We start from the raw sequence: 15,008 nt of genomic DNA, 5'->3' as shown, positions 1-15,008 counted from the left end.
TATAATCACCACGTTAATCACCGCTATTTGGGAGTCACAGTGAACGGATTGCAGTCCCTAAAAACTCGTTTATTCACATGCGCTTGGCTAGTCGCCGTGTCACTTGGCGCAAGCAGCAGTCAGGCGGCACAAATGCTGGATGTTTATGCCATTCCTTCCAAACCGATAGTGCAGTTGGTGAGTAACACCAGCCAGCAGTTAGCCACTTATGGCATGCAAAGTTTTTATCAGCAAGGGCTTCCGGTACATATCACTTTGTATCTGACCGCTTTCCCTGACGGAAGCGACGCCGCTATCAAACAGGCGGTACAGCAATTGAGTCAGCAGAATCAGCCGCTGCCACTGGTTGCCAAAGGTTTTACGGTGACTAAAGGTAACTGGGCCTTTATTGAGGTGGAGCGTAGTCCTGCATTGCAACGCTTGGCAGATGCAGTGACTTTAGCGCTAGCGCCGCTGCGCGATCCGAATCCAGTGCTGCCTGCGTGGGTGAAGGCCTACCCGGATAAACTGGCAGCATTCGAGCGTTATGGTAGCCCCAATGTCTTTCAGAATTTTGAGCCACATTTGACGCTGTTAGCGGCAGAGAAAAATCCGCAACTGGCGACATTCCAGCAATTGATGCAGCAACACCTCCCCAGTGCTGAAGGTGAGATTATCGGCTTGGGGATTGGGGTCACTGATGAGTGGGGACAGCAGCGTCAGGTGTTAGCGGAGTACTTATTTAAGTAATCAGCCGAAACACACCTCGGCCCAACGCGCCAACCCGGCGGTGACTGAGCCGAAGTCGTTACCGCTGACTAAAGGCACCTGTGGTAATACTTCTGCGACCGCCTGCCGCAAGACGGGAGAACGCGCCGAACCGCCAGTCATAAAGATCACGTCCGGCGTACAGCCTCCTTGGGTTAAGGCTTCCCGTACCAGCTTAGTGATCTGCTGTTTGGGGCCATCCAACGCTTGCAACATCTCATCGTAATGGATGGTCACCGGCAGCGCTTCCGTTGCTAATGTCAGTGTGCTGTGAAATTCCGGCTGTTGTGACAGGGCGATTTTGGCTTCTTCGGCACGGCGAACCAAACTGTAGCCGAGCGTGTCGTGATACACCTGTAACAGGCGAGCCAGTTTCTGCGGTTGTTGCGCTTCCTTATGCAGTAGTTTGAGCTCTGCCAGATTGCGCTGCCCATAAAAATCATTTTGTGCGGACAGATCATTTATTGCCACTGGATTCCACAGCTGTTTCATCGGCATCTCCAGCCCGGATTCCAGCAAACTGCCCAAGCCGAAGTGTGGCATTAACTGACGAAATGCCAGATGAATATCCAGATCGTTACCACCAACGCGCTGGCCGCTGTGTGCCAACAGACTGTCATTGCGGTCTTTTTTCTTGCGCCAGTTGGGGCCCATCTGTAGCAGTGAACAGTCGGTAGTCCCGCCACCGATGTCGACTACTAATACGGTTTGTTCCTGTGTCAGCCCGGCTTCATATTCCAGCCCGGCAGCGACCGGTTCGAATTGAAATTCAATCTGCCGGAATCCGGCACGGGTGGCGGCGCGGCGCAAGATGTTTTCTGCCTGATGGTTGGATGCTTCGCCGCCGCTGCCCTGGAAGTTAATCGGCCGACCAATCACTGTATCGTCAATCGTTTGCTGGCTGATCTGTTCTGCTCGCCGTTTGATGTTGGCCATCATGGCGCACACCAGATCTTCAAAAAAGCTCAGTTGCACCTCATGCAAACCCATCGCACCCAGAAATGACTTCGGTGATTTGACGTAATACAGGTCTTGCGGATGCGCCAGATACAGCTCCAGTGCCGCCTGACCAAACAGCAAATCTTCCGCGTGCAGGTTGATGCCTTCTTCGCGGTTCGTTGCGACAGAACGGCGCAGCAACTGCTGACCAACTGCATCTAACGGCTGGATCTGATAATGACGAAACAGGTATTCGGAAACGGATTCGCGGGTCGGCGCCGCCAGTGTTGATGGCAAATAGTGGCTGGCATTTTCCAGTGGTAGCAGCTGCGGCTCGCCATTCACCATATGCGCGACTGAGCAGTTAGATGTGCCGTAATCAAACCCGATAAACATGAATGCACCATTAGCGCGGCAAAGAAAGCCGCATAAGCTAACGCAAATCCTTGCCAAATGCCACGGTTACCGCTGCGCATTCATCGATAACCTAGCGATTATTCCTGGTCATATGGCCGATGCAGAGTTATGGCGGTTGCATCATGTATCGCCGCGGCGTATATTCATTTTTATTTAATTGCCTAGGCAAATATTGACATGGCATATTTTACCGCAAGCAAAATTGAACAAAATCCGTTTTCACTGGGGCACCTGTTGCACTTAGTGAACCAACATAAAGATCGGGTACTGACAAGGCATCTGCTGCCGCTGGATATCACGGCACAACAATTCAAGGTATTGATGCTGGTCCACCGTGATCATGTTGAGAGTTGCAGCGTGCTCAGTCAGCGGTTATCCATCGACGCGGGTGCCACCACTCGCATGTTAGATCGGCTGGAACAGAAACAGCTATTGCAGCGGGTTCGAGATGATAACGACCGGCGCAAGATAGCCTTGCAACTCACTGAAAGCGGCCAGGCTTTGTGTCGACAACTACCGGAATTGATTGCACAAGTATTGAATGAATTCACCCTGGGATTGGATGACCAGGACATCGCACAGCTAGAGTCGCTGCTGCGCAAACTTTTATCTGCCGGTGGCGTGCTGGAGCAGCAACCGGAATAACTCCTTTTTATCTGAATATCGAACGAGACTTTTATGGTTGAGCAAACAACAGAAAAACAGTCGGCCGCAGTATCGTCAGCAAAACCCAGCAAACGTAAAAAATATCTGCTGGGATTGCTGTTGGTGATCATGGGGGCAGGTTTGGGCGCTTACGTTTATCAAGAGGAATATGGCCGTTTTTATGAAGAGACTGATGATGCCTATGTACAGGGCAATCTGATCTCAATTGCGCCGAAGATTGCCGGCAGTGTGACTCAGGTGTTTGCCGATGAAGGCGATTATGTCGAGAAAGGCCAGACCCTGGTGACTCTTGACCCGAGTGACGCCAGAATTGCGCTGGATAGTGCCGAAGCGAATCTGGCCAATGTGGTGCGCCAGACCCGCGGTCTGTATAACGATGTCGACAACTATCAAGCGCAGGTGCAGGTGCAGCAAGTCACTTATCAGCAAGCGCTGGCGGATTATCAACGGCGGGTAAAACTGGCAAAACGGAATCTGATCTCCGAAGAGGAAGTGACCCATTATCGGGACAGTCTGAAAGCAGCCGAGAATCAGTTAAATGCAGTAAAACAGTCACTTAATGCAAAACTGGCATTGACTGAAGGCGTCACTATTGCCAATCATCCGGCCATCAAGAGCGCCATTGCACAGCTACAAAACGCCTATCTCAATCTGCAATACACCAAAATCAAAGCCCCGGAGTCCGGTTACATCGCTAAACGTGCGGTCCAAGTCGGGCAACAACTGTCGGTCGGTACCGCTTTGATGGTGGTGGTGCCGCTGGAACAGGTGTGGGTTGACGCTAACTTCAAAGAAAGTCAGATGGCGGCAATGCGGATCGGTCAGCCAGTGGATATCGTGGCCGATCTGTATGGTGATAATGTGCATTTTAAAGGGCATATCGCCAGTTTGGGGATCGGCACCGGCAGTGCGTTTGCGTTGCTGCCAGAACAAAACGCCACAGGTAACTGGATCAAAATCGTACGGCGGTTGCCGGTGCGAGTAGTGCTAGATGATGCGCAGCAGCTAAAACAACACCCGCTGAGGATTGGGTTGTCAACCATGGTCACGGTACATCTGCAAGATGAAAATGGGCCGTTGCTGGCACAAACCCCAGTCAGCAAACCCCGGTTTAGCACTGATATCTATGACGATCAGTTACAGCAGGCACACCAGCTGGTGAAGCAGATCCTTAAGGAAAATGGTATCACCACGGATAGTGCAGTCGTCGCTGAGACCAAAGGCAACTAACGGATGAATAACTATCAGTTCCGGCCGCAGAATCTGGCGCTGGCGACACTCGGGTTGTCGCTGGCGACCTTCATGCAGGTGCTGGATACCACCATTGCCAACGTGGCGTTGCCGACAATTGCCGGTAACCTTGGGGTGTCCTCCGACCAAAGTACCTGGGTGATCACTTCCTTTGCGGTGTGTAATGCGATTGCGTTGCCGCTGACCGGCTGGGTGTCGCGTACCATTGGCGAAACCAAGCTGTTCCTAGGTTCTGTGATCATGTTTGCCATCACCTCTTTTCTTTGTGGTATGGCGCATTCGATGAATGAATTGATCCTGTTCCGGGCATTGCAGGGTTTCTTCTCCGGGCCACTGTTTCCGATGTCGCAAACTTTGATGATGGCGATATTCCCGCGCGACAAACGGGGGTTGGCATTGGCTTTGATTGGGATGGTCACGGTGGTGGCCCCGATTGTCGGGCCGATCACTGGCGGCTGGATCACTGACAATTACTCCTGGCGCTGGATCTTTTACATCAACGTGCCTATCGGCATCTTTGCCGCCCTGGTGGTGTTTTTACAGCTGCGGGAACGCCCGGAAGACACAGTGCGTAATCCCATCGACTTTGGCGGGTTGTCGCTGCTGGTGATCGGGGTGGGCGCGTTGCAGATCATGCTGGATAAAGGCAACGATCTCGACTGGTTTTCATCCAGCTTTATCGTGTCCTTGGGGCTGATATCGCTGGTATCGCTGGTGGCATTTGTGATTTGGGAACTCACCAGTGATCATCCGATCGTCAATCTGTCGCTGTTCCGCGATCGCAACTTTACCACTGGTACCATAGCGTTAGTGTTTGGTTACGCAGCGTTTTTTGCCATCGCGCTGATTTTGCCGCAGTGGTTACAGATCAACATGGGCTATACCGCGATCTGGGCGGGGCTGGCGGCGGCGCCGATGGGTATTATTCCGCTGCTGACTTCGCCGCTTATCGGTAAATATGCCCACAAGTTTGATCTGCGATTGCTGGTGACCGGCTCGTTTATCGTGATCGGCGCATCGTGTTTCATGCGTGCCGGGTTCAATCTGCAAGTAGACTTTGCTTCGGTAGCCTTGGTACAGCTGTTTATGGGCATCGGGGTGGTGCTGTTCTTTATGCCGCTGACCACTATTTTGCTGTCAAATCTGGAACACCACGAGATTGCCGATGGTTCCGGACTCGCTACCTTTCTGCGGGTGCTGGGGGGCAGCTTTGCCTCTTCGCTGAGTATCTGGCTGTGGGATCGCCGAGAGATTTTCCACCGGGCGCAACTGAGCGAAAACATCAGTCTGTTGAACGACAAGGCACAACATTATTTGCAACAGATGGGCGGCGTTACCCAAAGTAATCTGGCGCAGATTGAACAGTTGCTACAGCAACAGGCGATAATGATGTCCACCATCGACTATTTCACCTTGCTCGGCTGGATGTTTGCTGGGCTGATGGTGATTATCTGGTTCGCCAAACCCCCATTCTTTCGCAGTCATTAAGCGTGTGCACCAGGGACGGTACACATCTGCTAACGAAGTTTCAGGCACCAGAGGCTGTATACAATATCGGCTTTGTGTTAATGAATAGCTTGTTGTTTCAATAATAAATTCAATAATAAATCCGATGAATATCTATAAATCTCTACTATGTGTGGCGCCTATGCTATTGAGTCTGTGTGGCTGTGCCTCTTCGGTAGCGCCGGAGGATACCAGCGCTAAACTCACCCTCAAACGTATTTACCAGGACAAGGAATTCGAACCGCAACGTGCGCCTTATTTCCGCTGGCTGGATGACGGCAGCGGTTATACCGTGCTGGAACCGCGTGACAAACAAGCCGAAACCAAGCCAAAAGCAGGTGAAGAGGAACATGGTGTCAAAGGCAGTGACATTGTGTTTTATAAAGCTGATGGCAGCGGTCGCCAAGTGCTGGTGTCGCTGGAGCAGTTAACCCCCCAAGGTGCCAAAGAAGCGCTTACCATTGAAGATTACCAATGGTCAGATGATGGCCAATGGTTGTTAGTTTTCACTAATGGGCAGAAGGTGTGGCGCAGCCGCACTCGCGGCGATTTCTGGGTGCTGAATCTCAAGAGCAACAAACTGTACCAGCTCGGGGGCGCACAACCTGCCGCCAAGAAGCTGATGTTTGCCAAGTTCTCGCCTGACAGTAAACGTGTCGCCTATGTTCAGGATAACAATATCTACCTGGAATCGCTGGGCAGCAGCAAAGTAACACAGCTCACTCATGATGGTAGCGATACCTTAATCAATGGCCATTTTGACTGGGTCTATGAAGAGGAATTCACCATCAAGGATGGTTTTCTTTGGAGCCCCGACAGTCAGAATATCGCCTATTGGCAGCTTGATAGCAGTGGTGTGAAGTTATTCACCATGATCAATAACACCGCGGGGCTGTATCCAACCATCACCCAGTTCCCCTATCCGAAAGCCGGTGAACAGAATTCTGCCGTGCGCATCGGGGTGGTGAATGTGCAAGACGGAAAAACCCGCTGGGCACCATTACCTGGTGACAATCGTGACCGTTACGTGCCACGTATCAGTTGGGCGGGGACCAGTGAAGCAGTGCTGATCCAGGATGTGAATCGGCCGCAGAATACCAACGTTTTGCGTTTGTTCGATTGGCAGAAACAACAGCTGACCACCATCATGACCGAGCATGATGATGCGTTCCTGGAGTGGTACTATCCGGCCGAGTGGGAAAAAGATGGCCGTCATTTTATCTGGCACAGTGAACGCGACGGTTGGCGTCATCTGTACCGGGTTTCCCGTGATGGCAAAAGTGTGGTGGACCTGACACCAGGGGACTACGATGTAGTCGACCTGCTGACACTGAATGAAGCTACCAACAGCCTTTATTTTACTGCCTCACCGAACCATCCGGAGGCACGCTATCTGTTTAAGGCCAGTCTTGATGGCAGCGGTAAGGTTACTCGCATAACCCCGGAAAATTTCAGTGGCAATAACCGTTACTACATCTCCAAAGATGGCAGTCTGGCAATGCACACTTATAGCCGCTTTGATGTGCCGCCTTCCAGCGAAATCATCAAAGTCGACGGCCATAACACCATTAAAGCGCTGACTGATAACGCCGAACTGAAAGCCAAACTGGCCAAACTGGATCTGCCGCAGCATCAGTTTTTCCAGGTGAAGGCGCGTGACGGTGTAGCGCTGGATGGGTGGGTGATGTTTCCGCCGCATATGGATAAATCCAAAAAGTACCCGATTATTTTTTACGTCTACGGCGAACCCTGGGGTTCAACCGTGCAGGATGTCTGGAGCGGCGATAACTATCTGTGGTCCAGCATGATGGCACAGCATGGTTTTATCATGGTGTCAGTCGATAACCGCGGTACCCGCGCCCCCAAAGGTCGCGAATGGCGTAAATCTATCTATAAGAAAATCGGCATCATTACGGTACGGGATCAGGTAGATGCGTTGGATGCCATCGCCAAACGCTGGCCCCAGGTAGATAGCGCACGCGTGGGTGTCTGGGGCCATTCAGGTGGAGGCAGCTCGACCCTGAATTTGCTGTTCCGCCATGGTGACAAGTTCAAGGTCGGCGCGGCATTTGCGCCGGTTGCGGATATTCGTCTGTATGACTCCATTTATCAGGAGCGTTACTCTGGCAATCCGAAAACTGATCCGGATAGTTACACCCAGAGCTCACCGATCACCTTTGCCAAAAACCTCACAGGCAAGTTACTGCTGGTGCATGGCACCGGTGATGACAACGTGCATTATCAGGGCACGGAAGAGCTGATCAACGAACTGGTGAAATACAACAAGCAGTTTGAGTTTATGTCGTACCCCAACCGTACCCACGCGCTCAAAGAAGGCGAGGGGACGACGTTGCATCGACAGACGCTGAAGACCGACTTCTTCGAGAAATATCTGCTTAAACCCGCCCAATAAATTGGCTCTGGGTTAACAGTAAAAAGCAGCGCTTAGTGGCGCTGCTTTTTTATGTCGGTGAAGGCGTGACCTGCGGCCGTATCATGGCAGATGGCAAATCTGCCGCGACACTTTGTCCAATTTGGCCGAAATATAGAAATCAATAATCCGGATAGCGTTACCTGCATTGCAGTTTGAGCTGAACACAGTGGCATTATAGCGCTACACGGTGTACTAACTGTGGTGATGCCAAACTGAGGTAGCGTTACGCTCTGCTGTCGGCGTCAGAATCTTAGGCATGATCGCCTGGAATATACCGGGATGGGCCGTTGGCTCTCTCCTTTATCCTTTGCTAGTTGTGACAGATGATGACCCAAGTACTTGATACCCCGGAAAAGCTCTATCGAGCGCTTCCCTCCATGGACGCTTTGCTCAGCCAGGATGCATTACAACCCTTGTTGCAGCGCTACGGTAAGGCTGAATTCAAACTCGCGTTAAACCAGATGCTGGCTGCTGCACGTAGTGAAATTGCCAGCCGTCAGCAACTGCCACAGTGGCTCGATTCTGCGACGAGTATTTTCGAGTATTTAGCTGATCAACTGCAGGCGAGTCATCGCCATAGCCTGCAACCGGTATGGAATCTGACCGGCACCATTTTGCATACCAATCTTGGACGTTCACAACAGTCAGAAGCGGCTATCGAGGCGGTAACCTCGGTGATGCGTTATCCGACGCCGCTGGAATTTGAGCTGGAAGCCGGTAAGCGCGGCCATCGCGACAATACCATCAGCGAGCTAATGCATCGTCTCACTGGCGCGGATGCCTGCTGCGTGGTGAATAACAATGCGGCGGCGGTGCTTTTGATGCTATCGGCGGTGGCTGCCGGTAAAGAGGTGATCGTTTCCCGCGGTGAGCTGGTAGAGATTGGCGGCGCGTTTCGTATTCCTGACATTATGCGTCAGGCCGGTTGTACGCTGGTGGAAGTTGGCACCACTAACCGCACCCATTTGCGCGATTACGAAGCGGCCATTACCGAAAATACTGGCGCCATTATGAAGGTGCATACCAGTAACTACCATATCAGTGGCTTTACCGCCGCCGTGGATGAAGCGTTATTGGGCAAACTCTGCCGGGAAAGAGCTATCCCATTGCTGTCAGATCTCGGCAGTGGTGCGCTGACGGATATGCGCCGTTTCGGACTGAAACAGGAACCCACCCCGCAGGCGATGCTGGCAGACGGTGTGGATTTGGTGAGTTTTTCCGGCGATAAATTATTGGGTGGCCCGCAGTCAGGGCTGATTGTCGGGCGCCAGTCATTGATAAACGATATCCAACGGCATCCGCTGAAGCGGGCGCTGCGTTGTGACAAACTGATCCTGGCGGCACTGGAAGCCACCTTGCGCCACTATCTCAAGCCAGAAACGTTGGATCGTGAACTGCCGATCATGAAGAAGTTCGCGCGCACTCAGGGCGAGTTACAGTTGCAAGCCCAGCGACTGCAAACTGCGCTTGCCAAGGTTTATGCGCCGGCTTACTCGTTACAGATCATCGATTGCAACACTCAAGTGGGCAGTGGTTCACAGCCAGATACTTTCCTGCCGTCGGTGGCGCTGGCATTTAGTGCCGTAAATGGTGCCTCTATTTTGACGCTGGAGCGGCATTTCAAAACCGCCACCCGCCCAGTGATTGGCCGGATTGCCAATGAGCAGCTGTTGCTGGATCTGCGCGGTGCCGATGATTTTGATGCGTTACTCGCTGACCTGCAAGCCTCGGGGGCAGCGTTATGATTATTGTCACCGCCGGCCATGTCGATCATGGCAAAACCTCGGTGATCCAGGCGCTCACCGGGATGGACGCTGACCGTCTGCCGGAAGAGAAACGCCGCGGCATGACCATCGATCTCGGCTATGCGTTTTTGCCGTTACCGGATGGCAGTCGGCTGGCATTTATCGATGTGCCGGGGCACGAAAAATTTATCAATAATATGCTGGTGGGCGTCAGTCATGCCCGTCATGCATTGCTGATTGTCGCTTGTGATGACGGGGTGATGCCACAGACCCGTGACCATCTGGACATTCTGGCATTATTGCCACTACAAAGTCTCACCTTGGTGCTGACCAAGACCGATTTGGTAGACGCTGCACGTCAGGCCGACGTTATCCGTGAAACTGCGCAGTTGCTTCAGTCTTACGGACTTACGGCAGAAGGCGTATTTCCGGTGTCATCGGTATCCGGCGATGGCATTGATGCGCTGCGGCAACATATTTACACGCTCTCGGCTGATGAGCCTTCACCGCAACAGTTATTCCGCATGGCGTTGGATCGCTCGTTTACGGTGAAAGGTGCGGGATGTGTGGTCACTGGGACCCTGATCAGTGGCGAAGTGAAGATTGGCGATACCTTATATAGCTCTGCGCAAAAAGGTGGCTTAAGGGTCCGCGCCATTCATGCACAAGGGCAGGAGACACCGTCAGTGGCGGCGGGTAACCGCGTGGCATTGAATCTCACCGGTACTGATAATAATCGTCCGCCGCAACGCGGCGACTGGCTGAGTAGCATCGCGCTGCCGGAGCCCAGTGACCGTCCAGTAGTGGTGGTCGCTGCCAGTCAACCGGTGGGACACTGGCAAAGTGTGCATTGTCATCATGGTGCTGATCACACATTGGCACATTTGTCATTATTAGGTGAGCCGGGTCCCCAAGGCCAGCAATTGGCAGAACTGGTCCTGGCGCAACCATTGCAGCTGTGCCAAGACGACAGGATTATCTTGCGCCATGCCAATGGCAAGCAGACGTTGGGCGCGGGTCGGGTACTGGCACTCAGCGTGCCGAATCGCCGTAAACGCACGCCGCAACGATTGGAGTTGCTGTGGGCGTTGGCACAAGCCGACGATGCTGTTATCGCATTGCAGCAACTGGCAACCACTGCCGCATTACCGGTGAGCGAAGTCATCTGGCGCTGGCAGTTGAGTGAGCCGGGATTGCAGCAACTGTTAGCGCAAGCAGGACTGCAAATAATTACACATTGGTTGGTGGCGCCGGCATTACTGGACCGGGAAGCCGAGCGTTTTATCGAAGTGTTGGCGGAATATCATCAGCAAGCCCCTGATCAATTAGGGGTGGGGCTGAGCCGGCTGCTACGTATGTGCCATTGCTCATTGCCTGAAGCAGTGGCCAAGGCAGTGATGGAGCAACTGATGCAACAGGGGCGGTTGCTGAATCGTGGCACTATGCTGCACTTGCCGCAGCACAAACAGCAACTCTCGGCGGCGGCACTGACCTTCTGGCAACAGTTGCTGCCTTGGTTAATCCAGCAATCCGGGCCGGTATGGGTGACGGACATGGCCGAAGCGCTGGCGGCAGACGCTGATAATATCCGTCCATTGTGTATTCAACTGGTCCAGCAGGGCTATATCTGCGCCATCCTTAAAGATCGTTACATGCTCAATTTTCGATTGTGTGAGATCGCCGATACCATCCGCGAGCATTTTCGTTACCATGATGCACTCGAAACCGCGGAATTTAAGGACATGGTGGGACTCGGTCGTAAGGTGGCGATTCAGTTACTGGAATTTTTTGACCGCAGTGGCTTTACCCGCCGCAAGTACCGTTCTAACAGTCGGGATATTCGCGATGGTGAGTTGTTTCGGGACCACGGGGAGTGGCGGAAGAACATAGGAGTCGAACCTACCCAGGACTGCTGGCAGCCCCACCCGGATTTGAAGTCCGGACGCCTCACCGGAGACGACGTTCTTCCTCAAGAGGACAACCGGATAGTAATTAATGAAGGACGATAATTCAATGAAACTTTTATTTTCATCTGTCCTTTGTGATCAAGATAAGAATTTAATTTTTTGCACACTTGTTTTTAATAAATGGTAGTTCATGGGGTGCTTATGTACGATAATAATCAAAATGTTGTAGTTGAAAAAAATATCACCCTTATTGAGCGCAATAAGTGTTCCGAATTAACCGATAAACTCGCGAATGAAGTGCGAGTTGCTTTGGTCTATAACGGTATTTCACACACGGTAATGTTAGCCAGTCCGCGTGATCTGGAAGAGTTTGCTATCGGCTTTACATTATCTGAACGAATTGTTTCAAATGTTAATGAAATCAAAGGTGTGGATATCGAACATGTGGAAAATGGCATCATTATTCACATCGAAATTACCCAGCGTTGCTTCATGGATTTAAAGGAACATCGGCGCAGTATGGCTGGGCGTACTGGTTGTGGATTGTGTGGGGTGGCTCAATTGGACGACGCGGTGAAGCCAATTAAAATTGTTGATTCAGATGCAGTTTTTAATATGGATTATTTGCCAGGTATTTTAGAACAGGCAAAAGCTAAACAAACCAATTTTGAATTAACTGGGGCAACTCACGCCGCGCTCGGATTAAATAATCAAGGTGAAGTGATATATGTTTATGAAGATATTGGTAGACATATTGCGCTGGATAAACTGATTGGGGCGTTTTCCCGACGGAATGCAGAAAAGCCTGCGGCAGTTTTGTTAACAAGCCGTGCCAGTTTTGAGATGGTGCAAAAGGCGGCGAGTGCCGATATCGGCATTTTATTCGCGATGTCGGCTGTCACTGCACTCGCCGCAGAGTTAGCGGAAAAAAGTAATATCACCCTTGTCGGCTTTTGCCGTAACAGCCGTGCCAATATCTATAGTCATCCGCATCGTTTGCAACATGGTGCCCGGTTGCAAGAAGCTGCTGCAATATAACTTGCGTTAGTCCCCACACGCTGCGGACAGTCCTGCTGTCCGCATAATTTCCCTTCGGCCGTTAGCGGCAATACTTGCCGATGGCAACCTGACAATTCTTTGCAGGTGACTATCTTGCCAATGCTTTTTTCTGCCGGGACCTGACGTTTTTCCTGCTTCACTGCTACAGTAGCGTTAACAGTGACAGCATAAAAAAGGAAGTAAGATGCGACAGGTAGCGTTCGACACCCCTGGTGAGCCTAGTGTGTTATATGTGGCAGATGTGCCTGTGCCTGAACCGATGACTGGTCAGGTACTGATCAAAGTAGTTGCTGCTGGCGTTAACGGTCCTGATCTGTTTCAACGCCAGGGAAATTATCCACCACCACCAGATGCCTCGCCGGTGCTCGGGCTGGAGGTGGCTGGCGAGATTGCCGCCATTGCTGAGGGCGAAACCCGCTGGCAGGTAGGCGATCGGGTGTGTGCCTTGGTGCCGGGAGGTGGCTACAGTGAGTACGTACTTACCTGGGCCGGGCATTGTCTGCCAGTACCTCAGGGTTGGAGTATGACCGAGGCTGCAGCGCTACCGGAAACCTTTTTTACTGTGTGGGGCAATCTGTTTATGCGCGGAGCCTTAAAGCGCAGTGAAACCGTGTTGCTGCATGGTGGTTCCGGTGGTATTGGCACTGCTGCCATGATGCTGGCTAAGGCGTTTGGGTGTCGGGTAATTGCAACCAGTGGTACGGAAGAGAAACGCAATTACTGTCTGGCGATGGGGGCGGATGCTGCTTTCGATTATCACGATGATGCGTTTGTTGAGCCCACCTTGGCATTTACTGAGGGCCGCGGGGTTGACGTGGTGCTGGACATTTCAGCGGGCAAGACCATCAATGCCAATCTGAAAGTGTTGGCGATGGATGGCCGCATGTTGTCTATTGCCACCCGTAGTGGCCGTATGGCAGAGGTTGATGTCGCACTATTGATGTTTAAACGGATTGTCTGGACCGGTTCAGCGTTGCGACCACAAACCGTGGCGGCGAAAGCGCAAATTGCCGCACAATTGCGGCACCAGGTCTGGCCATTATTGGAACGCGGCATGTTAAAACCCACGATCCATAAAGTCTATCCATTGGAGCAAGTGGCAGAAGCGCACAGTTTGATGGAAGCGGGCACGCATGTTGGCAAAGTGATGTTAGCGCTCTAAGCTAAAATTCAATTTTTGTTCACCAATAGCGTAAAATTCGCCGCCGATAGCAATTAATAGTTATTTCTCGCACAAATTCATTTGCGTTAGCGGCTTTTTAGGCTAAATTCCCTTTTGACGCCAGATGGCCGAAAAATACGGTGTGAATACTGTCATTTTTGGTTGTTAAATCACCATTTTCGCCATTGATTCTGTAAAAGATTCTGCAAAAATACGCACTGGCTGACCCCGGTGGTTGTGGGCGCATTCCTGTGGACGGAAAACCTCGGTTAACGTGCGCATTTTTGATTTATTAATTTGGTATATGTGTTGATTTAAGGGTATTGGCATATATGTATAACACTGCTAAAAAACAAGTTTGGTATGGCGAGCTGAGAACCGCGCGAGGAAACGCCATCGTCATCCATGACAATCAGTTACCCGAGGCCTCTGCGGGCCGTATCTACCTGTACAACACTCAGCGTAAAGCCATTGTGGAGTATGTGGAAGATATGGTGAAGCCTAACCTTCACGAACTGAGTGACGAACAGCTGAAAGCCGCTGAAAGTGAATTTGGTGGTGCATGGAAATCAGCCAGAAACGAATTCATGCAGAAACATTCTGCGCGTATCAATCTGGCGAACATCAAGGATACTGCGCCTGCTCGCAAAGCTAAGCCGGAACCGCAGCTTGATGACGATGAAGAGAGTGGTAGTGATGTTGTCGGCGATGATTTCGAAGATGACAGCGATGATAGCTGGGATGATGAAGACGATTACGAAGAGTAATCGTCAGTCAGTTATTCCTTATCAAAACTATCGACTATGATGGCGCCCATTGAGGCGGGCATGGCAATCAGCAATGTCCGCTTCAGCGCCAGATAGGGCTCGCTCAGTAACGGCCATTTATCTAATGCCAGCAATACGATGCTGACGATGATAAGCGTCAAGGTGTAGGCCAACACAATCCGCAATAAAAAGACGGCGATACGGGTGCGGATCCGTGCCTGGAACACGCTCTGATACGCAAATAACGCAATAAATCCCAAGCTGAGTAACACCACTAAGATCATATTCCCCAGTGGCAGTGCTGCAGCTAAATCCCAGGCTTCTTGTGAAAAAGCGATGGGCACAGACAACGCAAAGGCCCCAATGCTGATCTGCCCGAGGTCTTCACTATTGAAATGAAAGTTCATC

11 protein-coding genes, 1 tRNA gene and 1 pseudogene are annotated in these 15,008 nt (G+C 51.6%); 10 read left to right on the top strand and 3 right to left on the bottom strand.

Annotation, left to right across the window (positions count from 1 at the left end; all coding sequences use genetic code 11):
• The first annotated feature begins 96 nt into the window (after positions 1-96).
• Positions 97-729, top strand: a complete 633-nt coding sequence (locus KDN34_RS14885; protein WP_228730361.1) for a 2'-5' RNA ligase family protein — start codon at positions 97-99, stop codon at positions 727-729.
• Here the strand turns inward: KDN34_RS14885 and yegD are convergent, their stop codons facing one another.
• Entirely contained in the window at positions 730-2,082 is a 1,353-nt protein-coding gene (yegD, locus tag KDN34_RS14880; RefSeq protein ID WP_212594489.1) for a molecular chaperone, read from the bottom strand.
• Between the two features lie 198 nt (positions 2,083-2,280).
• On the opposite strand from yegD, the gene KDN34_RS14875 reads away from it, so the two are divergent.
• The 6 genes and pseudogenes from KDN34_RS14875 to selB form a co-directional block, all read left to right on the top strand.
• Positions 2,281-2,748 (top strand): MarR family transcriptional regulator, encoded by a 468-nt coding sequence (locus KDN34_RS14875; protein WP_212594488.1) that lies wholly within the window; start codon positions 2,281-2,283, stop codon positions 2,746-2,748.
• Positions 2,749-2,781: 33 nt separating this feature from the next.
• Positions 2,782-3,999, top strand: a complete 1,218-nt coding sequence (locus KDN34_RS14870) for an efflux RND transporter periplasmic adaptor subunit (RefSeq protein WP_212594487.1) — start codon at positions 2,782-2,784, stop codon at positions 3,997-3,999.
• A gap of 3 nt (positions 4,000-4,002) precedes the next feature.
• Positions 4,003-5,508, top strand: a complete 1,506-nt coding sequence (locus tag KDN34_RS14865) for a DHA2 family efflux MFS transporter permease subunit (protein WP_212594486.1) — start codon at positions 4,003-4,005, stop codon at positions 5,506-5,508.
• 124 nt (positions 5,509-5,632) lie between these two features.
• Positions 5,633-7,939, top strand: a complete 2,307-nt coding sequence (locus tag KDN34_RS14860) for a S9 family peptidase (RefSeq protein ID WP_212594485.1) — start codon at positions 5,633-5,635, stop codon at positions 7,937-7,939.
• Between the two features lie 344 nt (positions 7,940-8,283).
• Positions 8,284-9,705, top strand: a complete 1,422-nt coding sequence (gene selA / locus KDN34_RS14855) for an L-seryl-tRNA(Sec) selenium transferase (RefSeq protein WP_212594484.1) — start codon at positions 8,284-8,286, stop codon at positions 9,703-9,705.
• A pseudogene (gene selB / locus KDN34_RS17520) lies at positions 9,702-11,465 on the top strand (selenocysteine-specific translation elongation factor); the annotation flags it as partial. The gene selA and the pseudogene selB, both read left to right, overlap by 4 nt.
• A 114-nt stretch (positions 11,466-11,579) precedes the next feature.
• On the opposite strand, the gene KDN34_RS14845 reads toward selB, so the two are convergent.
• Positions 11,580-11,674: transfer RNA gene (locus tag KDN34_RS14845), tRNA-Sec, on the bottom strand.
• A 139-nt stretch (positions 11,675-11,813) separates the two neighbouring features.
• On the opposite strand from KDN34_RS14845, the gene fdhD reads away from it, so the two are divergent.
• From fdhD to KDN34_RS14830, 3 genes are all read left to right on the top strand, one after another.
• Positions 11,814-12,650, top strand: coding sequence for a formate dehydrogenase accessory sulfurtransferase FdhD (gene fdhD / locus KDN34_RS14840; RefSeq protein WP_212594483.1), 837 nt, complete (start codon positions 11,814-11,816; stop codon positions 12,648-12,650).
• 205 nt (positions 12,651-12,855) lie between these two features.
• Positions 12,856-13,833 carry an NAD(P)H-quinone oxidoreductase gene (locus KDN34_RS14835; RefSeq protein WP_212594482.1) on the top strand — a complete coding sequence of 326 codons (978 nt, stop codon included), beginning with the start codon at positions 12,856-12,858 and terminating at the stop codon, positions 13,831-13,833.
• A 332-nt stretch (positions 13,834-14,165) separates the two neighbouring features.
• On the top strand, positions 14,166-14,600 hold the full coding sequence (locus KDN34_RS14830; protein WP_212594481.1) for a hypothetical protein: 435 nt from the start codon (positions 14,166-14,168) through the stop codon (positions 14,598-14,600).
• An 11-nt stretch (positions 14,601-14,611) separates the two neighbouring features.
• On the opposite strand, the gene KDN34_RS14825 is transcribed toward KDN34_RS14830, so the two are convergent.
• The gene (locus tag KDN34_RS14825) at positions 14,612-15,007 is read right to left on the bottom strand and encodes a DUF2391 family protein (protein WP_212594480.1); all 396 of its coding nucleotides are present in this window, start codon (positions 15,005-15,007) and stop codon (positions 14,612-14,614) included.
• Position 15,008: the final 1 nt, after the last annotated feature.

Source organism: Shewanella yunxiaonensis, assembly GCF_018223345.1.
GTDB lineage: Bacteria > Pseudomonadota > Gammaproteobacteria > Enterobacterales > Shewanellaceae > Shewanella > Shewanella yunxiaonensis.
This window is presented reverse-complemented; position numbering and strand designations above follow the sequence as displayed.